This is a genomic window from Aestuariivirga litoralis, from assembly GCF_003234965.1.
GTDB classification, from domain to species: Bacteria; Pseudomonadota; Alphaproteobacteria; order Rhizobiales; family Aestuariivirgaceae; genus Aestuariivirga; species Aestuariivirga litoralis.
Genome location: NZ_QKVK01000001.1, coordinates 447634 through 466783 on the forward strand (window position 1 = coordinate 447634; position 19150 = coordinate 466783).

20 protein-coding genes and 1 tRNA gene are annotated in these 19150 nt (G+C 65.4%); 12 read left to right on the forward strand and 9 right to left on the reverse strand.

Annotation, left to right across the window (positions count from 1 at the left end; translation table 11 throughout):
* Positions 1-9 precede the first annotated feature (9 nt).
* From DK847_RS02220 to cpdR, 4 genes are all read right to left on the reverse strand, one after another.
* Positions 10-1914: a DEAD/DEAH box helicase gene (locus tag DK847_RS02220; RefSeq protein WP_111195971.1), complete on the reverse strand. Its 1905-nt coding sequence runs from the start codon at positions 1912-1914 to the stop codon at positions 10-12.
* 255 nt (positions 1915-2169) lie between these two features.
* Complete coding sequence (locus tag DK847_RS02225; RefSeq protein WP_146256014.1) at positions 2170-2997, reverse strand: hypothetical protein; 828 nt, start codon at positions 2995-2997, stop codon at positions 2170-2172.
* 96 nt (positions 2998-3093) lie between these two features.
* A tRNA-Val gene (locus DK847_RS02230) sits at positions 3094-3168 on the reverse strand.
* A gap of 58 nt (positions 3169-3226) precedes the next feature.
* On the reverse strand, positions 3227-3586 hold the full coding sequence (gene cpdR / locus DK847_RS02235; RefSeq protein ID WP_111196324.1) for a cell cycle two-component system response regulator CpdR: 360 nt from the start codon (positions 3584-3586) through the stop codon (positions 3227-3229).
* Between the two features lie 163 nt (positions 3587-3749).
* Between cpdR and DK847_RS02240 the strand changes: the two genes are divergently transcribed.
* Both DK847_RS02240 and DK847_RS02245 read left to right on the forward strand, forming a co-directional pair.
* Complete coding sequence (locus tag DK847_RS02240) at positions 3750-4634, forward strand: N-formylglutamate amidohydrolase (RefSeq protein WP_245414494.1); 885 nt, start codon at positions 3750-3752, stop codon at positions 4632-4634.
* 231 nt (positions 4635-4865) lie between these two features.
* Positions 4866-5435 (forward strand): hypothetical protein, encoded by a 570-nt coding sequence (locus tag DK847_RS02245; protein WP_111195974.1) that lies wholly within the window; start codon positions 4866-4868, stop codon positions 5433-5435.
* A gap of 6 nt (positions 5436-5441) precedes the next feature.
* On the opposite strand, the gene DK847_RS02250 is transcribed toward DK847_RS02245, so the two are convergent.
* Complete coding sequence (locus DK847_RS02250; protein WP_146256015.1) at positions 5442-5789, reverse strand: helix-turn-helix domain-containing protein; 348 nt, start codon at positions 5787-5789, stop codon at positions 5442-5444.
* Positions 5790-6586: 797 nt separating this feature from the next.
* Between DK847_RS02250 and DK847_RS02260 the strand changes: the two genes are divergently transcribed.
* A complete protein-coding gene (locus DK847_RS02260) occupies positions 6587-7378 on the forward strand; it encodes an inositol monophosphatase family protein (protein WP_111195977.1) in 792 nt (263 codons plus the stop codon).
* A gap of 67 nt (positions 7379-7445) precedes the next feature.
* Here DK847_RS02260 and DK847_RS02265 read toward each other — a convergent pair whose 3' ends face one another.
* Positions 7446-7718 carry a hypothetical protein gene (locus DK847_RS02265; protein ID WP_111195978.1) on the reverse strand — a complete coding sequence of 91 codons (273 nt, stop codon included), beginning with the start codon at positions 7716-7718 and terminating at the stop codon, positions 7446-7448.
* A gap of 121 nt (positions 7719-7839) precedes the next feature.
* Complete coding sequence (dksA, locus tag DK847_RS02270; protein ID WP_111195979.1) at positions 7840-8256, reverse strand: RNA polymerase-binding protein DksA; 417 nt, start codon at positions 8254-8256, stop codon at positions 7840-7842.
* Between the two features lie 197 nt (positions 8257-8453).
* Here dksA and DK847_RS02275 point away from each other — a divergent pair, with 197 nt between their 5' ends.
* Positions 8454-9299, forward strand: coding sequence for an AAA family ATPase (locus DK847_RS02275; protein ID WP_111195980.1), 846 nt, complete (start codon positions 8454-8456; stop codon positions 9297-9299).
* Position 9300: 1 nt separating this feature from the next.
* Positions 9301-9819 carry an ankyrin repeat domain-containing protein gene (locus tag DK847_RS02280; protein ID WP_111195981.1) on the forward strand — a complete coding sequence of 173 codons (519 nt, stop codon included), beginning with the start codon at positions 9301-9303 and terminating at the stop codon, positions 9817-9819.
* 105 nt (positions 9820-9924) lie between these two features.
* Here the strand turns inward: DK847_RS02280 and DK847_RS02285 are convergent, their stop codons facing one another.
* Both DK847_RS02285 and DK847_RS02290 read right to left on the reverse strand, forming a co-directional pair.
* Positions 9925-11220 (reverse strand): NAD(P)/FAD-dependent oxidoreductase, encoded by a 1296-nt coding sequence (locus DK847_RS02285; protein WP_111195982.1) that lies wholly within the window; start codon positions 11218-11220, stop codon positions 9925-9927.
* A gap of 1 nt (position 11221) precedes the next feature.
* Positions 11222-12511: an NAD(P)/FAD-dependent oxidoreductase gene (locus DK847_RS02290; protein WP_111195983.1), complete on the reverse strand. Its 1290-nt coding sequence runs from the start codon at positions 12509-12511 to the stop codon at positions 11222-11224.
* A 63-nt stretch (positions 12512-12574) separates the two neighbouring features.
* Between DK847_RS02290 and DK847_RS02295 the strand changes: the two genes are divergently transcribed.
* From DK847_RS02295 to DK847_RS02325, 7 genes are all read left to right on the forward strand, one after another.
* Positions 12575-13432 (forward strand): DEAD/DEAH box helicase family protein, encoded by an 858-nt coding sequence (locus DK847_RS02295; protein ID WP_111196325.1) that lies wholly within the window; start codon positions 12575-12577, stop codon positions 13430-13432.
* Positions 13433-13437: 5 nt separating this feature from the next.
* Entirely contained in the window at positions 13438-14355 is a 918-nt protein-coding gene (gene metA, locus DK847_RS02300) for a homoserine O-acetyltransferase MetA (RefSeq protein WP_111195984.1), read from the forward strand.
* Between the two features lie 210 nt (positions 14356-14565).
* Positions 14566-15081, forward strand: a complete 516-nt coding sequence (locus DK847_RS02305; RefSeq protein WP_111195985.1) for a SixA phosphatase family protein — start codon at positions 14566-14568, stop codon at positions 15079-15081.
* A 37-nt stretch (positions 15082-15118) separates the two neighbouring features.
* Positions 15119-16579, forward strand: coding sequence for a YcjX family GTP-binding protein (locus tag DK847_RS02310; RefSeq protein ID WP_425358671.1), 1461 nt, complete (start codon positions 15119-15121; stop codon positions 16577-16579).
* On the forward strand, positions 16576-17592 hold the full coding sequence (locus DK847_RS02315) for a YcjF family protein (RefSeq protein ID WP_161957109.1): 1017 nt from the start codon (positions 16576-16578) through the stop codon (positions 17590-17592). Before DK847_RS02310 ends, DK847_RS02315 begins: the two co-directional genes overlap by 4 nt.
* Positions 17589-17933 (forward strand): hypothetical protein, encoded by a 345-nt coding sequence (locus tag DK847_RS02320; RefSeq protein WP_111195987.1) that lies wholly within the window; start codon positions 17589-17591, stop codon positions 17931-17933. Before DK847_RS02315 ends, DK847_RS02320 begins: the two co-directional genes overlap by 4 nt.
* A complete protein-coding gene (locus tag DK847_RS02325) occupies positions 17933-19108 on the forward strand; it encodes a vWA domain-containing protein (RefSeq protein ID WP_111195988.1) in 1176 nt (391 codons plus the stop codon). The genes DK847_RS02320 and DK847_RS02325 overlap by 1 nt, the downstream gene beginning before the upstream one ends.
* The last annotated feature ends 42 nt before the right edge of the window (positions 19109-19150 follow it).

Sequence of the window (19150 nt, forward strand, 5' to 3'; positions counted from 1 at the left end):
ACGAACGCGCTACTTCGGCGCCTTGGACTTGCCCTTGAACTTGCCCGTGCCCTTGGCAGCATAAGGCTTCCTGTCCTTGAAGGCCGGTTTGCCGGGCTTTTCGCCGAAGGCCTTCTTCTTGGCGAATTCGCCCTTGGGCCAGGCCTTCTTGCCCGGCTTCGCAGGTGCTTGCGCGGGCCCGCCGTCCGGCGTGCCCTCCATTTCAGGACGTGGCGTCTGCCACGCCTTGCGCGGGGCTGGCCCATCCTGCCGCGCCTCGCGCGGCTTTCCATCCGCCGGCGTGATGGTGACGCCCTTCTCGCCGCTGCCGATGCGCGCCACGCGTTCGGCGAACTCGGCCGCCTTGTCGGCGGAGATCTCGAATCGTGTTTCGTCGTCGAAGATCTTGATCGAGCCCACGTCGTCGCGGGTGATGCCGCCGGCCTTGCAGATCAGCGGCAGGAGCCAGCGCGGCTCAGCCCGGCGGCTGCGGCCAACGGAGGCGGAGAACCACTGCGCGCCGGTCATGTCGCGGCGCTCCGGCCGGGGCCGTCCGGCGGCCTCGTCGCGGGGCCCCTTGCCCTCACCCGGCAGCGGAGCGGCGGAAATGTCCTCGGGCGCGGGCCTCGTGGCGAGTTGCTGGCGCAGATAGGCCGCCGCCAGCTGTTCCGGCGTCACGCGTTCGAGAAGCTCGGCCACGAATGAGGCCTCGGCCTCTTCCGGCATGGTGGCGGTGGTGGCGGCAGCAAGGATCTGCTCGCGATAGCGCATTTCGATGTCCGCCGCCGTCGGCGCATTGCGCACCGTGCCCTGGGCATTGGCAAAGCCAAGGACGCGCCGTGCGGCGGGATAGCGCCGCACCGGAACGATCAGCACGCACACGCCCTTGCGGCCGGCCCGGCCGGTGCGCCCGGAGCGATGCAGAAGCGTATCAGGATTGGACGGCAGGTCGGCATGGATAACGAGGTCGAGGTTGGGAAGGTCGATGCCGCGTGCCGCGACGTCGGTCGCCACGCACACGCGCGAACGCCCGTCGCGCATCGACTGCAGTGCATTGGTGCGCTCCGACTGCGAGAGCTCTCCCGACAGCGACACCACATGGAAGCCGCGGTCGCCGAGCTGTGCCGCGAGGTGCTTCACCGCCTCGCGCGTGTGGCAGAACACGATGGCGCTGCCGCTGTCATAGTAGAGCAGCGTGTTGATGATGGCATTCTCGCGTTCATGCGGCTGCACCAGCACCAGCTGGTAGTCGATGTCGGCATGGCGCTCGCGGGCACCGGTGGCCACGATGCGCAATGCGTCGCGCTGATAGGTCTGGGCCAGCTGGGCGATCTGCTTCGGCACGGTGGCCGAGAACATCAGCGTGCGGCGCTCTTCCGGTGCGGCGGCGAGAATGAATTCGAGATCGTCACGGAAGCCCATGTCGAGCATCTCGTCGGCCTCATCGAGCACCACGGCGCGCAGCGCCGAGAGATCGAGGGAACCCTTGGTGATGTGGTCGCGCAGGCGCCCGGGCGTTCCCACCACGATATGTGCGCCCCGGTCCAGCTGGCGGATCTCCTTGCGCATGTCCATGCCACCCACGCAGCTTGCGGTGACGGCGCCCGCGTCGGCATAAAGCCAGCGCAACTCGCGCTCCACCTGCAGCGCCAGTTCACGCGTGGGGGCGATGATCAGGCCGAGCGGCCTGTCGGCAGGGCCGGCAATTCCCGTCTCGCCAAGCAGGGTGGGGGCGATGGCCAAGCCGAAGGCAACGGTCTTGCCGGACCCAGTCTGGGCCGACACCAGGAGGTCGCTGCCGTTTGCCTTGTCCTCCAGAACGGCGGCCTGCACCGGCGTCAGCGCAGTGTAGCCCTGCCGCGCCAAGGCCGGGGCCAGCGCCGGGTGGACGGGAACCTCCGTGGAGGCGGCGGCGGTTTGCTCGGCGGTTGTCATGAGGGGAGCTTTCGGGAAATTCGCGGTTGGCGCTCTTTGTCACAAAAGCACCCGCCGGGATACCCCTCAGCAAACCTGCATCACGGCGCCCTGCTGTAGAGATATGATATCCCCACGAGTACAATTGCTCCGGCAGCCACCATCATCAGCACAACTTCAAGCACGGATACGCCCCATCGATGAGGCCTCTACGCGGGTAGGCAGGTTTTGGACTAGCGCCTGGGCAAGGACTTTCGGCAATTCGGCTTGCGGTCCTTACGCCGCGCCGCTCCTGTTCGGCGTGCGGCGCGCCTTGCGCATGCGAAGCCAGATGAAGGGACCGATCAGGGGCCTGAGGGCAGCATGCCGGAAAATCCCCAGGCCGAGGGCAGTCGCAAGATAGTTCGCCTCCACCTGTCGGCTGCCGAGGCGCGGATTCTGCCGGGTTGCAGTGATCACGGCCAGGCGCTCGAACTGGAGATGGGCGTCTTCGGTGAGGAGGTCCTTCAGCAGGACCCTGCCCGGATATCCGGCGACAAACGCGTCGAGGCCAAACTCCGCCACGTCACCGGTGAGGTTGCGCCGGAACCGCGCCGCAAAGCGTGGAAAGTCGAGAATGAAGACGTGATTGAAACGGGCCGTCGTCACGTGAAAGCAGCCCCGCTCCTCAGCGGCGCGTTGAATGGTCTGCCGATCCAGCACAACGCCATGCTTGCTCAATTCCGCATAGAGTGAGCCAAGCGACTCGTGAAGAGGCCTCGTCACCACGGCCCATGTCACTGAGCTGAATCCGGCACCAAGTGCGAGGGTTTCGACGTCGCACGCCAGCGCAACATCAGCGATGCAGTTCTCGAAATCCTCCCCGCTGATGAGCACCGTGCTGCACTCCGCACCTGCTTCGGCGCGGGCACGGGCAAAATAGGATCCCAGCACTGCCATGCCGTCCCGCTGCGCTTCGTGAAGGATCAGGCTGTGCTGGTTCTCGGCCCCGAAAGCCGGGTAGTGAATTCCCAGCCCGCGCAACAGCGCCCGGTTCTCGGCACAGAGCCTCTGGAAGCTCGTGGTAGCCGTCTTGTGCAGGCCACAGTGGATGACGAGTTTCAAGACTTGCTCCCCCGTGCAGGCCACAGCGGAAACTCGGGTTTCGCGGCATGTCTGGGAACCGGCAGGACGGAAACCATGATGATGTTCTGGAGAAAGTGGTGGGTGGTACAGGGATCGAACCTGTGACCCCTACCATGTCAAGGTAGTGCTCTACCGCTGAGCTAACCACCCACGTCCGACGCGGTGGCGACCCTATAGCGGGGGCCGCCGGGGCGCGCAACCCCTAAACTCAGGCCGCCATCAGGCGCTCGACCTCGTTGACGAGGTCGCGCAGGTGGAAGGGCTTGGAGAGCACCTTGGCGTCCTTCGGGGCCTTGGAATCCGGGTGCAGGGCCACGGCGGCGAAGCCGGTGATGAACATGATCTTCATGGAAGGGTCGAGTTCCGAGGCCCGGCGGGCCAGTTCGATGCCGTCCATCTCCGGCATCACGATGTCGGTGAGCAGCAGGTCGAAGCTCGCGTGCTTGATTTCCTCGAAGGCGCTCATGCCCTCCCCGAAGCTGGTCACCTCGTGGCCGGCCTTCTGCAGGGCCTTCACCAGGAAGTTCCGCATGTCGTCGTCATCTTCGGCGAGGAGAATTTTGGCCATGGTCTTCATCGTCATCGTCAGAAATCGTCCTGAAACGGGGGCGACACCACCGGATCGCCTTCTTGGTCTTCTAGTCTTGTGCCAGTAAACGGTGAATGAAGCCTTGCCGCCTTCCGCCCTCTGGGCAATGATCGGCGGCAACCGCCACGGAACACGAGACGGCATGCCGGACCCCCACCCGCCCTTCGAGATCCTGTCGCCAGAGGAATGGACGGCACCCGCCGTGTTCAATTCGCCCCACAGCGGGCGGGAGTTCCCGGAGGCTTTTCTGCGGCAATCCCGTCTGCCCCGCCAGACACTCCGGAAATCCGAGGACTGCTATGTGGACGAACTCTTCCTTTCCTGCGTCGGCCATGGCGCGCCCATGCTGAGGGCACGCGTGCCACGCAGCTACATCGACCTGAACCGCGAGCCCTATGAACTGGATCCGCGAATGTTCTCGGGCGAGTTGCCGGGCTATGCCAATACAAGCTCGCCGCGCGTGGCAGGGGGCCTCGGCACCATTCCCCGCATCGTCTCCGAGGGCGAGGAAATCTACCGCGGCCGCATCGACTTCGCGGAGGCCCGCCAGCGCATCGAGCAGGTCTACCTGCCATATCACCGCACCCTCTCCGCCCTGACCCAGGCCGTGCACGCCAAGGTGGGCGACGTGCTGCTGGTCGATTGCCATTCGATGCCCGCAAGTGCCAGCGCCCACGTCGCCCCGCAGGTGTCCGGCGGCGTCGACATCGTGCTGGGGGACCGCTTCGGCGCCTCCTGCGCGGAGGACATTGCGAGCTTCGTCGAACACGAGTTGCGCAGCCACGGCCTGCGTGTGCTGCGCAACAAGCCCTATGCCGGCGGTTTCATCACTCAGAATCACGGCTCGCCGCACCGCGGCCAGCACGCGCTGCAGGTCGAGATCAACCGCAGCCTGTACATGAACGAAGCCACGCTGGAGAAGACCGCCGGCTTCCAGGAGATGCGCGGCATCCTCGACAGGTTCATCGCTGCCCTGCTGACCTATCTGGAACAGCGTTTCGCGCCGCGGCAGCTCGCGGCCGAATAGGGCCGGCCGACGTGCCGCCCGGCACGCGACAAGCCATGGACGGATAGACGGGAACAAGCGCGCACCGCGCCCGAGCTGCGCCATCGCCACCCATAACCATGCCTGTGCGGCGCCTGCCCGTCACAGTTGACCAAAGGGCAAGATCGGCGAGTTTCCATAAAGTTTTTGGGTACCAAATTTTTAATATTTCGCAGCGTTAATCTGCCCAAGCGTCAACAGGATTTCTTGTGCTTGCCAACCACCCGTTCCCCGCTGCGGCGGCTCGGCTTTGTCGTCGTCGTCATCCTGCTCAGCAGTCTTGTGTGGATCGCGTCCTGGGAAATCTCCCAGTCCGTGCTGTCCTTCACGGTGATGAAGGACAGCGTGACCCTCATCTACATCCCGGCCGGCGTGCGGCTGGTCATCCTGCTGGTGTCGGGGATCTGGGGGGCAATCGGCATCATGCTGGCCTTTCCCGTGGAGCTCATCCAGGTGTTTCCGGATCCGTCCTGGCGGGAAATCATCGTCTATTCCGTGATTGCCGGCGTCATTCCCTATGCAACCGTGCTGGCGGTGTGCCGCTGGGCAAATGTCTCGCGCGACCTCCGGTCGCTGCGTGCCATCCACCTGCCGCTTATCGCTGCTGCCGTGTCGATCACCGGTGCGGCAAGCTATGCTGCTGCACTCGTAAGGTTCGGCCGCTTCGACGCAGCGAGTTTCCTGCCCGACGTGACGGCCATGATGGCGGGAGATTTCCTCGGCTGCTTCGCGGTCGTATTGCTCGTCAGGCTGGTGATTGCCATTCGCCGCCCGCCCCGCTGAACTGCTTCACTTGCCGCGCAGCGTTCGCGCAGCCTGTGAAGACATGCGGCCAAACACCTTCCGGGCGCGGTCGGTCAGGCACAGGCGGCGTGTTCTTGCGTCCTTCACATCCTGGCGGCGCTCGATCCAGCCTTCGCTCTCCAGTGCGTTGAGAGCACTGTAGACCGTGGGCGCCGTTCCCATCTCGCCATTGCGTGTCAGGTCTCCAACGCTCAGCGCCGAACCTTCGAAGTCACCATCGGCAATGAGCAGCAGCAGGGCCTTGGCTCGCGCGTCGAGCCCATCGAGGCCAGCTTCCTTCTCCACGATGCGAAGGATGCGATAGACGGCGAAGATGAACGACGAAGTCCTCATGCAGAATTCCACAACGCGCACCCGCGGCGCCACGCGCATGACAAGACAACATGCGCCATCAAAACGCAACTTCAGTATCGGCGACGCGGGTGAAGCGAATGCCGATGATCGTCCACGCGCGGGCCCGCGGCCCCATCGCGTCACGCGCCCGGCGGCGTTCCGGCCCCGTCCTGTTCCGCCACGTCCTGTTCGCCAGCACGGGGATCAGCGGGCCGCGTAGCCCGGAAGTGCCAGACCGACCGCAGGAAGCCCGCGAGCAGAAGCGTGCGGTCCGGGGCAACACCCAGTCCTTGTGCGGGCGGCTTGCTGGCCGGCCCGGAACACAGAATGTGGATGACGGCACCTGAACTTGGCATGGTTTCCCGCAAATCGCTGAGTGAAGATTGTGCATCGCAATAGCGCCATGGCGTAGCGAAGAACGACTGCCAGAAGGACGCGGGCGGACAATGGCCTCGCCAAAGAAAAAAGGGCCGATGCACCAAGGTGACCGGCCCAAGTCTAGGGAGGAAACGCCCAGGAAGGGCTGCAAGACATCGCTGCCTTGCGAGCGGGGATATGGCAGTGCGGCATGGCATAATCAAGGGGCCGGGCGGCAGATTTTTGCACAAACGGTCAAAAATTGCACAGGAGGTGCTGAAGCAGCAGGCAAAAGACATTGAAATCATTTCGATTTCCATCATACTGAGCGAGCCATGCAACATGTGCATGAGCCAGGGATTTTGTTGCAATGCAACATAAGCCTGTGCCTTGAGGCGTGTCGGTCGCTCCAATAGGAAGGGCTGACGGGGAGATGGACAATGAAAACGCCTGACTGGGCTGAACTCACGCGCTTTGCCATCGCGCTGGCAGAGGCCTCGGCAGATGCCATCCTCCCCTATTTCAGGCGCAACACCGCGGTCGACGTGAAGGATGGCCCCGTCTGGGATCCGGTGACGGAGGGCGACCGCGCCGGGGAGCGCGCCATTCGCGCCCTCATCGAGCGCCACTATCCCGATCATGGCATTCTTGGCGAGGAATACGGGGTGAAGCATGGCCGCTCGCCCTTCACCTGGGTGCTGGACCCGGTCGATGGTACGCGCGCCTTCGTCAGCGGCATGCCCACCTGGGCGACACTGATCGGCCTCACCTTCGAGGGCAGCCCGGTTCTCGGCCTGATGAACCAGCCGGTCGTCGGGGACATGTTCCATGGCAACCCGGAGGGTGCCTGGCACAGCTACCGCGGTGATGTGTCCCCGATCCGCGTGCGGCGCGGGGTGCCGCTGGCACGGGCGACGGTCGGGACCACGGCCCCCGAACTCTATCGCAGCGCGGAGGACCAGCGGCGGTTCCAGGACTTGCGCGCGCGCGCCCAGCTCACGCGGTATGGCGGGGATTCCTACTTCTTCTGCCTCATGGCGGCTGGCCACATCGACATTGCCATGGACTGCGGGCTGCAGCCCTATGACATAGCGCCCCTGCTGCCGATCGTGACCGGTGCGGGGGGCGTGGCGGCCGAGTGGACCGGCGGCGATGTTGCAAAGGGTGGCAACGTCATCACCGCGGGTTCCCAGCCCCTGCTGGAAGAAGCCCTGGCAATCATGGCGCACTGACAGTGCGCCAAAACGAAAATGCGCGGGCCGTGCCCGCGCATTCGAGAACCTGACCTGGTTGGCGGCCTTACTGCATGGCCAGCTTCAGGCACTGGCCGGCGGCCATCGCCGCCGGGCGGGCGGCCGACATCGGCACCTGGCCGGAGGACACCAGCGACTTGGTGGTGGTGGTGACAACCGCCTTGAGGTCTGCCCCCGGGGCGACCTGCGGCAGCGCCGCGTTGAAGATGGTCTGGCCGTTGGCGTCGAGGCTGGCGGCGCAGCTCTTGGCTTCGGCGGCACCGGCAAGGGCCGGGGCCGTGCTGAGGGCCAGAAGGGCAAGAGCGGTGATGATGCGCATGGCGATATCCTTTTCAGTGTACTGCGGGGAAACTCCTAGCGGTGCACGCGAAAATGTGAATCCGTAATTCCCACGCGTGCGGCCGAAAGCGAAGAGGCCGCCCGGAGGCGGCCTCGTTCGGTCAATCGTCCCGGTAGACGCGCTCGCGCCGTTCGTGGCGTTCCTGTGCCTCGATCGACAGCGTGGCGATCGGGCGGGCATCGAGGCGCTTGAGGCTGATGGGTTCGCCCGTCTCCTCGCAATAGCCGTAGGAACCGTCCTCGATGCGCTTCAGCGCGGCGTCGATCTTGGAGATCAGCTTGCGCTGCCGGTCACGCGTGCGCAGTTCGAGCGACCTGTCGGTCTCGGAGGAGGCACGGTCGGCCAGGTCCGGCAGCACGTGGTTCTCGTCCTGCAGGTGGGCGATGGTTTCCTTGCTTTCCTTCAGGATCTCTTCCTTCCAGGAAAGCAGCTTGGCCCGGAAATACTCGCGCTGCCGCTCATTCATGAACGGCTCGTCGTCACTGGGTTTGTAGGCTTCGTCGACTTCTGCAGCCATTTCGAACTCTCTGTGAACCCCTGCTTGGCGGCGGCTTATAGCGGCAGCACCGGCCTTCCACAATAGCCCGATTGCGGCTTTTACCGACCGTCCACAGCCCAGCTATCGCCATGATTTTGCAACGCTTTCATGACATTTGCCAGAAGGGTCCAGGAATGCAACAAAGGCCCCGGCGGGAACGGGAAGGATTTTGACCCATGCGTTTTGAAGGAACGGCGGACTACGTCGCGACCGACGATCTCAAGACGGCCGTCAACGCGGCCATCGTGCTGGAGCGCCCGCTCCTGGTGAAGGGCGAACCCGGCACCGGCAAGACGGTGCTGGCGCGCGAGATCGCCTCTGCCATCGGCGCGCCCATCATCGAGTGGCACATCAAGTCGACCACCAAGGCGCAGCAGGGCCTCTATGAGTATGACGCGGTGGCCCGCCTGCGCGACTCGCAGCTTGGCGACAAGCGCGTTCATGACATTGCCAACTACATCCGCCGCGGCAAGCTGTGGGAGGCCTTCACGGCACCTCAGCGCCCGGTGCTGCTCATCGACGAGATCGACAAGGCCGACATCGAATTCCCCAATGACCTCCTGCAGGAGTTGGACCGCATGGAATTCTTCGTCTACGAGACGGGCGAGACGGTGAAGGCGCAGCGCCGCCCCATCGTCATCATCACGTCCAACAACGAGAAGGAACTGCCGGATGCCTTCCTGCGCCGCTGCTTCTTCCATTACATCAAGTTCCCCGATGCCGAGACGATGCAGGCCATCGTCGATGTCCACTTCCCCGGCATCAAGAAGCGCCTGGTATCGGAAGCACTCACCATCTTCTTCGAGTTGCGCGACGTGCCTGGCCTCAAGAAGAAGCCCTCCACCTCCGAGCTCCTCGACTGGCTGAAGCTGCTCCTCAACGAGGACATCGACGAGGCGACGCTCCGCGAGCGTGATCCGCGCAAGGTGATCCCGCCGCTCCACGGCGCACTCCTCAAGAACGAGCAGGACGTGATGCTGTTCGAGCGCCTCGCCTTCATGGCCAGGCGGGAGGGGCGCTGAAATGGACGCGCTCCGCGACAAGGACGGCCGCACCGAACTGCTGCTCGCCACACGCGCCAATGACGTCACCGCCGCCGCTGCCCTCATCGCGGCGGGGGCCGACGTCAACGCCAAGGACATGATCGCCGACACGCCCTTCCTCTTTGCCGCCGCCGAAGGCCGGCTCGACATCCTGCGCCTCATCCTGGCGACGGGCCGCGCCAATCTCGCCGACACCAACCGCTATGGCGGCAACGCCTTGATCCCCGCCGCCCATCATGGCCACCCGGAGGTGGTGCGCGAACTGCTGAAGACCAGGATCGACGTCAACCACGTCAACCGCCTCGGCTGGACCGCACTGCTGGAGACCATCATCCTTTCCGATGGCGGTCCGACGCATCAGGATATCATGGCCCAACTGATCGCCGCCGGGGCCGACGTGAACCTCAGGGACGGTGAGGGCGTGTCGCCCCTCACCCATGCAAGACAGCGCGGCTACACCGAAATGGTGAAGATGCTGGAGGCGGCGGGCGCACGCTAGCCAGCTGAGTTCATTCACCTTCGCCGGGCTTGACCCGGCGATCCTTTTTGCGAACGCCGAAAAGGATGCGCGGATCAAGTCCGCGCAAGGTGACGATCGGAGAGCCTAGCGGTCGTTGCGGCTCATCCACTTGAGGGCATGGGGCACGAACCAGGCATTGCCACGATACCAGAACTTCGCTGGTGGCTCGGTGTCGAACACGCTCTCCCAACCCTCTTGTCCCAATATGCGCCGCGCGATCTTCTGCCCGAACAGCGTGCCCATCGGCACGCCGGCAAAGCAGTAGCCGCCGCCGTAATGCACTCCGTCATGCCGCCCGATGCGCGGCGTGATGTCGAAGGTGCCGCCGCACTTTCCCGTCCACACGTGGTCGAACTGGATGCCCTCCATGTCGGGGAAGATGCGCACCAGGCGCTGCTGCAGCCGCTCCGCCATGATGCGCAAGTCCGCATCCACCTCGCCGGTCAGGCCGCCGAAGGTCATGCGCGTGTTGTCGCCGGGCGCGATGCGCATCCAGTCGACGTTGAAGTTCCAGTCGATGAAGGTGCGGTCACCGGGCAGCAATGCGCGGATGCGGTTCTCGCTCATCGGTGCCGTCACCGCCTGATAGGCATGAAAGGGCATGATGCGCCGCTGCAGCCAGGGGAATTCCCGCCCGCCATAGCCATTGGTGGCGAAGACGAGATCGCGCGCCTCCACCTTCGCGCCCCTAACGAACACGGTGAAGCCCTGCTCTTGCCTGCGAAAGCCATGGACCGGCATGAAGCCGCAGATGGTGACGCCTGCCGCCCGCGCTGCATCCAGCAGGCCCTGGTGATAAAGTCCTGGATGCAGCCCCGCATGGTCCGGAATGCGCACGCCGCCGAAATAATGATCGGTGGCGATCTCGTCGCGCTGCTCCGCCCGGCTCACCGTCTGGAACGGCTCGCCCAGGTGCTGCTCGCGCAGGGCGAACTCGCGCGCCATGTCGTCATACATCTGCGGCGACGTCGCCAGCAGCAGCCGCCCCTGCTGCTTGTAGTGGCACTGGATGTTCTCGCGTTCGACGACGTCCTTCACCGCGAGGAAGGCTTCCATCAGCTCGCCATAGGTGGCCTTCGCCTTGTCGAGGCCCTCGGTCTCCATGATCTCGCCGAAGGAATGCTTCAGCGTGCGCCCCACATAGCCGGCATTGCGCGTCGACGCGCCATGGCCCGGCTCCTTCGCCTCGAACACCGTCACCTGCCGCCCGCCGCGCGCCAGGTCGATTGCTGCCGTGAGGCCGGTGATGCCGGAGCCGACAATGGCCACGTCGGTGCGCTTGGGCGGAATGTTGCGGGAACCGTCCTCATGCGGCGCTGCCCGCCACCAGTAGGGATTGAAGGAGGCCTCGTTGCTCAGGGCTGCGCTGCCGAAGGCCATGTCAGGCTGCCTTGCCGTATCGCCGCTCGTCGATCCGGTCCTTCAGCTGCATGTACCAGTAGCCCGCCTGCACGCCCACGCGGCCGAAGGGTCCGCCCGCCCAGTCCGGCGCGTAAGGCGCGAAGCGGCGATACTCGTCGTCCTTCGCACCAATCGCCCGCGCCATCAGGATTCCGCCCATGGCGGTCGTGTTCATGCCATGCCCGCCGAAGGCCGTGGCCCACCACTGCCCCTGCCCGTCGGAGCCGATCAGCGGCATGAAGTGCCGCGCATAGCCCATCAGCCCCGCCCAGGCATAATCGATCCGCGGATTGCCGAGTTCGGGGAACACCGACACCATGTCGCCCTTCATCCGCTCCGCCAGGCGTGCGGGCTCCGAGACGCGCGTGGTAATGGCCCCACCCCACAGCAAGCGGCCCTCGTCCACCAGCCGGTAGTAATTCCCCGCGCGCCTTGTGTCCGAAATGGCGCTCCGTGTACGGATCACATCCTGCTGCAGTGGCTCCGTCACCGCCACATAGGTCGCCACGGGCAGCACCGCCCGCCCTGTCGGCTGGTGCAGCGTCCGGTCGAGCGATGAGACACAGTAGACGACGTTCGGCGCCCGCACCTCGCCTGTCGCGGTCCGAACCGACCACAGCGCTCCCTGCCTCTCGACCGACACCGCCGGCGACATCTCGTAAATGCGGGCCCCCGCGGCCTCGGCCTTCTTGGCGATCATCAGCGCATAGCGCAGCGGGTGCATGTGGAAGGCGGTGGGATCATAGGACGACTGGAAATACCGCTTCGTGTTCACCCGCGCCCGCGTCTCGGCCACGTCGAAGAACTCCATCGGCTGGTCATAGTCGCGCGTCATCTCCGCCACCGCCGCCCGTTTCTCGGCGGCGTTCGAATAGCGGATGCAGCCCTGCCAGCCGTCGCCCATCCTGATCGAGGGGTCGGTCTCGGCGATCTCGCGCCGCACGAACTCGGTACCGTGGCGGGACAGCTGGTAGAGCGCCTGTGCGGCCGGCAATCCCACGCGCTTCGCCACATTCCCCATGCCCTCGGCGAAGCCGTTGGACACGAATCCACCATTGCGCCCCGAGGCCCCCCAGGCGACGCGCCTGCCCTCCAGCAGCACGACCGACTTGCCCCGGCGGGCCAGCTCCAGCGCCGTGGTCAGCCCCGCGAGCCCCGCCCCGATCACGCAGGCTTCGGCCTCGACCCGCCCCGTCAGGGCGGGCCTCAAGCCCCCCCGGTCCACGGTGGCCTCGTACCAGGTGTTGTCGGAAAGCTTCGCGTCGATCATTCTTCAAGCCTCGGGAAACGCGCCGGTTGCCCCCGCCCCACGCCTTCCGCTATGGAACGCCCCATGCGCTTCACTTCAGGCAAAGACTTCGCAAACCAGCCAAACAAGGCCGTCACCATATTCGGCATGTCCGGCGTGGGCAAGACGACGCTCTCGAACCTCCTGCAGGATTCGGGCTGGTACCACTATTCCGTCGATTACCGCATCGGCACCCGCTACATGGGCGAGCACATCGTCGACAATTTCAAGCGCGAGGCGATGCGGGTTCCCTTCCTGCGTGACCTGCTGCTGTCGGACTCGATCCACATCCAGTCCAACATCACCTTCGATCACCTGAAGCCGCTCTCGACCTATCTCGGCAAGCCCGGCAACCCGGACAAGGGCGGCATCTCATTCGCCGAGTACAAGAAGCGCCAGGCCCAGCACAGGAACGCCGAGATCTCCGCCCTGCTCGACGTGCCCACCTTCGTCGGCAAGGCCCGCGACATCTACCAGTACCGCAACTTCGTCTGCGACTCCGGGGGATCCCTCTGCGAGGTGGTGAACCCGACGAACCCGCTGGACCCCGTGCTCACCTGCCTCGCGGAGAACACGCTGCTCCTCTATGTCGAGGGCACGCCCGAGCACACCAAGATGCTGGTGGAGCGCTTCCGCAAGTCGCCGAAGCCCATGTATTACCAGCCGCAGTTCCTCGAAACGAAGTGGGCCGAGTACAAGGCCATCAATGGCATCGCGAAGGACGATGACGTCGACCCGGACGGTTTCGCCGTCTGGGGCTTCGAGCAGCTGCTCCACCACCGCATCCCGCTCTACAAGGCGATTGCCGACAATTTTGGCTACACGGTCCGAATGCGTGACGTGCCTTCCGTCCAGTCCGAGGAGGACTTCACCGCACTCGTCGCCAACGCCATCGAAAAGTAACCACCATGCCCATCCGCATTCCGAATGATCTTCCTGCCCGCCGCACGCTCGAATCCGAGGGCGTGATGGTGATGACCGAGGCCTCGGCCGCCCGCCAGGACATCCGCCCCCTGCGCATCGGCCTCCTCAACCTCATGCCCAACAAGGTCAAGACCGAGACGCAGTTCGCGCGCCTCATCGGCGCCACGCCGCTGCAGGTGGAGCTGAGCCTCGTCAAGATCACCAGCCACACGCCGAAGAACGCCGATCCCGATCACATGCTCGCCTTCTACGCCAACTGGGAGGACGTGAAGCACGAGAAATTCGACGGCTTCATCGTCACCGGCGCGCCCGTCGAGCAGCTTGAATTCAGCGACGTCAACTACTGGGACGAGCTGTCGCGCATCTATGACTGGACGCAGACGCATGTGCACTCCACCTTCAACGTCTGCTGGGGTGCGCAGGCGGCGCTGTGGCACTTCCACAAGGTGCCGAAGCACGGCCTGCCGAAGAAGCGCTTCGGCGTCTACACCCACCACAACCTGAAGCCCAACTCGCCCTATCTCCGTGGCTTCTCGGATGACTTCTCGATTCCCGTCTCGCGCTGGACCGAGAACCACCGCGCCGACCTCCCCACCGACCGGGGCCTCGAGTTGCTGATGGAATCGGATGAAGCCGGCCTCTGCCTCATCAACGACCCTGCGAAGCGTGCGCTCTACATGTTCAACCACATCGAGTACGACACCACCTCGCTGTCGGACGAATACTGGCGTGACCGCAACGCCGGCAAGGCCATCGACCTGCCGGTGAACTACTTCCCCAAGAACGATCCCGAACAGCCGCCGGAGAACCGCTGGCGCAGCCACGCGCATCTGCTCTTCGGCAACTGGATCAACGAAGTCTACCAGACGACCCCCTTCGACCTCGGCAAGATCGGGAGCTGAGGCAAGGGCCCTCGTCCGGCCTCCTGTCACCTTCTCCCCTTGGCTGCGCCAACGGGGGGAAGGGGAAGCCGCACCGGCGAGCCATTGTGCCGTTTGCGAAGCGATGGGGAGGTGCCCGACCAGGCGTATGAGGGCTTGCGCCCGCGAGTTTGCTTTCATTCCGTCAAGAACCCGGTCTAACCTGCCCCGGCTTCAACCGCGGGAGCCCCCATGCCGGACCGCCAGCTGTTTCTCCTTCGCCATGCCAAGGCCGTGATCGGCGAAGGCATGGAGGACTTCGACCGCCCGCTCGCCGTGCGCGGCGAGCAGGCCGCACAGGCCATGGGCCGCTACATGGCGTTGCACGGCCTCGTTCCCGACCTCGTCCTCTGCTCGCCCGCCCGCCGCACCAGCCAGACCTGGGAGATCGCAGCGCGCGAATTGCCGGCCACCGAGGTTCACCTCGTCGAGGCGCTCTACGACTTCGGCGACGGCGAGGCCCTGCTGCAGGTGATCCGCGAACAGGGCGGATCGGAAAGGCGCCTGCTGCTCGTCACCCACAATCCGGCCACCCAGCACCTCGCCTTGGCACTTGCCGGCTCCGGCAACCCGGTGCAACGCCGCCAGATGCTGGAGAAATACCCCACGGCCGGTCTCGCGGCGCTCACCCACTCGGGCACCTGGCCGGACCTCGCCGCAGCCACCTGCCGCCTCGACGCCTTCATCCGCCCCCGGGACCTCGCCTGACGTTTCCCTTGCGTTGCGGGCGGAACCGCACCACTTATTGCGCCTGAAAGGGGTTTCAGAGATCGTCACCTTCACGGATATCGTCGACGGCACCCGCGTTGCCGCGGGGGGCCTGTCGGATTTCGCCACCGGACTGGTCAACCCCTCGGTGCGCCTCGGCGTCACCGGCCTGTCGCGCGCCGGCAAGACGGTGTTCATCACCGCCCTCGTCAATGCGCTCCTGAAGGGCGGCCGCTTTCCCGCCTTCGAGGCGATGAGCGGCGGCCGCATCACGCGCTGCTACCTCGAGCCCCAGCCCGATGACACGCTGCCCCGCTTCGCCTTCGAATCCCACACCAGGGCCTTGACCGGCGAGCACCGCCACTGGCCGGAGGGCACCAGCCGCATCAGCCAACTCCGCATCACGGCGGAGTACAATCCGGTGGGCCTCCTCGCCCGCAACCTCGGCAGCGGCAAGCTGCACATCGACATCGTGGACTATCCCGGCGAATGGCTCCTCGACCTGCCGCTGATGCGCATGAGCTATGCCCAGTGGTCCGCTGCCACCGTGGCGGCGAGCCGCATCGCGCCCCGCCTCGCCTATGCTGGCGAGTGGCACGCCCTGCTCTCCACCCTCGATGCCGCGAGGCCCGCCGACGAACAGGATGCCATCACTGCCGCGGAAGTTTTCACCGCCTATCTCGCGCGCTGCCGCAAGGATGACGTGTCGCTCTCCACCCTGCCGCCGGGCCGCTTCCTGATGCCGGGCGACTACAAGGGCTCGCCGCTCCTCGCCTTCGCGCCCTTGGACATTGCTCCCGATACGGAGCTTCCGAAGGGATCGCTGGGCGCGCTGATGGAACGCCGCTACCAGGCCTATGTCTCGACCATCGTGAAGCCCTTCTTCTATGGCCACTTCGCAAGGCTCGACCGGCAGATCGTTCTGGTCGATGCATTGACCGCGCTGAACGCGGGCGCCTCCGCCGTGAAGGACCTGCAGCATGCGCTGGCCGATATCCTCGCCTGCTTCCGGCAGGGGCAGAACTCGATCCTGTCCAACCTCTTCGGCCGCCGCATCGACCGCGTGCTCTTCGCCGCCACCAAGGCGGACCTGCTGCATCACACCAGCCACGACCGGCTGGAGAACATCCTCAAGCTCATCGTCGACCAGGCCATGACGCGTGCGGAATATTCCGGCGCAAAGATAGAGGTCGCCGCACTGGCTGCCATCCGCGCCACGCGCGAGGCGAGCGTGCGCCAGAAGGGCGAAACGCTGGAATGCATCGTCGGCACGCCGCTCGCCGGCGAGACGGTGGGCGACACGACTTTCGACGGCACCACGGAAGCCGCGATCTTCCCCGGCGATCTTCCGAAGGACGCGCAGAAGGCCCTCGACGGTTCGCTCGAGGGCAGCCTCAAATTCGTGCGCTTCCGCCCGCCTCTGCCGAAGGACGGCACATGGCCGGCGATCCGCCTCGACCGCGCCATGGAATTCCTGCTGGGAGACCGCTTCCAATGAGCGAGCGCCGAAACCCGCAGGCCTTCGTCTTCGACAGGCCGGAGCCGGAGGAAGAACCGCAGCGCAAGCCCCGCGCCATCACCGGCATCACCTTCGAGCCGGAGGTGGACGAGGGCGAACTCATCGTCATGCCGCCCGCCGTATCGCGCCCACGGCGCTTCCGCTGGGGCGCGCTGCTGGCCTCCGCACTCTTCACCCTGGTCACCATGTGGGCCGGCCTATCGATCTCGAAGCTGGTCGAGGATTTCTTCGCGCGGTCACCGATCCTCGGGTGGGCCGCTCTGGGCGTGGCCGGTGTCGCGGCGCTGGCGGCGCTGGTCATCATCCTGCGCGAGATCTGGGCCCTCGCCCGGCTGCGCCGCATCGAACACATCCAGGTCGATGCCGCCCACGCCATCAACACCGATGATTCCGCCGCCGCGAAGCGCGCGGTCGACAATCTGAAGTCCCTCTATTCCGGCCGCGCCGATGCCCAGCTGGGCCTGCGCGAGATGAGGCAGTATGAGGGCGATATCCTCGACGGGCGCGACCGCATCCGACTCGCCGAGCGCCACCTCGTCGACTGGCGCGATGCCGAGGCCCACCGCATCATCGCCCATGCCGCCCGCCGCATCACGCTGCTGACGACGGTCGCCCCCACCGCAGCGCTCGACATCCTGCTCGTCACCGCGCAGAACCTGCGCATGATGCGCGAGCTCGCCACGCTCTATGGCGGCCGCCCCTCCACCCTGTCCACACTGCGCCTCGCCCGCATGGTGATCAGCCATCTCGCCCTCACCGGCGGCATCGCGCTCTCCGACAATCTGATCCAGCACGTGGTCGGCCGCGGCCTTCTCGGCAAGCTTTCCGCCCGCTTCGGCGAAGGCACGGTCAATGGCATCCTCACCGCCCGCGTCGGGCTTGCCGCGCGCGATGTCTGCCGCCCCATCCCCCAGGAAACATCGGCGAAGGACACGCTCGGCAGCCTGATGAAGGAACTCGTTTCCTCCGCCCCTCAGGAGAAAGCGGAATGAGGCCGCTCGCCGCCCTTCTCGTTGTCGCGGCTCTGGCCTCGCCTGCCGCGGCCAGCGAGAATCGCGGCACGCGTATCGCCATGGCCGTGGCGCTTCTCGATGTCGCGGATGACTATTGCGAGGGCAGGCTGAAGGTCGACGAGAAGGTGAAGGCCACGCTGTTCGCGCACTTCCACGAATATGACATTGCCGGACTCGCCTCGCTGCTTTCCCGGCCCTTGAACAGCTTCTACGAGGACTTCTCCTACCAGGCCAAGCAGGGTCGCGATGCCTTCTGCCGCAAGGCCCCGCAGGAGGCCGCGCGCACCGGCTACCCCGTTCTGCTGGCGGAGGGTGGCTGATGTTCCTCACCTTCTTCACCGAACTCAAGGCGTCGGGCGTTCCGGTCTCGCTCAAGGAATATCTCACCCTCATCGAGGCGCTGGACAGGGACCTCGCGCAATGCTCGACGGAGGAGTTCTACTATCTCTCCCGCGCCGCGCTGGTGAAGGATGAGCGCAACCTAGACCGTTTCGACCGGGTCTTCGGCCATGTCTTCAAGGGCCTCGGCAACACTGGTGATGCGCTCAGGGCCGAGATCCCCGAGGAATGGTTGAGGAAGCTCGCCGAGAAGCACCTCACCGAGGACGAGAAGAAACTGGTGAAGGCGCTCGGCGGCCTCGACAAGATTCTCGAGGAACTGAAGAAGCGGCTCGAGGAACAGAAGGGCCGCCACCAGGGCGGCTCCAAATGGGTGGGCACCGCCGGCACCTCGCCCTTCGGCGCCTATGGCTACAATCCCGCCGGCGTGCGGATCGGGCAGGACAAGAACCGCAACAACTCCGCCGTGAAGGTCTGGGACAAGCGCGAGTTCAGGGACCTCGACGACACGGTGGAACTGGGCACGCGCAACATCAAGGTGGCGCTGCGCCGCCTGCGCCGGTTCGCGCGCGAAGGTGCCGCGGAGGAGCTCGACCTCCCCGATACGATCCGCTCCACCGCGCGCCAGGGCTGGCTCGACGTGAAGCTGGTGCCGGAGCGCCGCAATACCGTGAAGGTACTGATCTTCTTCGACGTCGGCGGCTCCATGGACCCGCACATCCGCGTCTGCGAGGAGCTGTTTTCCGCCGCGCGCGCCGAGTTCAAGCACCTCGAATATTTCTACTTCCACAACTGCGTCTATGAGGGCGTGTGGAAGAACAACCGCCGCCGCAACGCCGAACGCATCGACACCTGGAAGCTGCTCCACACCTATCCGCACGACTACAAGGTGATCTTCGTCGGCGATGCCTCGATGAGCCCCTTCGAGCTCACCCATGAGGGCGGCTCGGTCGAGCACTGGAACGAGGAGCCCGGCCTCACCTGGCTCACCCGCATCGCGGCCACCTATCCCAAGGCCGTGTGGCTCAACCCCAGTGCCGAGAAATACTGGGGCTACTCCCCCTCGATCAGCCTCGTCGCCCGCACCTTCGAGGGCCGCATGTTCCCCCTGACGCTGGACGGCATCGACCGCGCCATGCGCGAACTGGTGCGCTGAACCACCTGACGTAGAGCGCGGCTTTCCGCGACGGATTTTCCG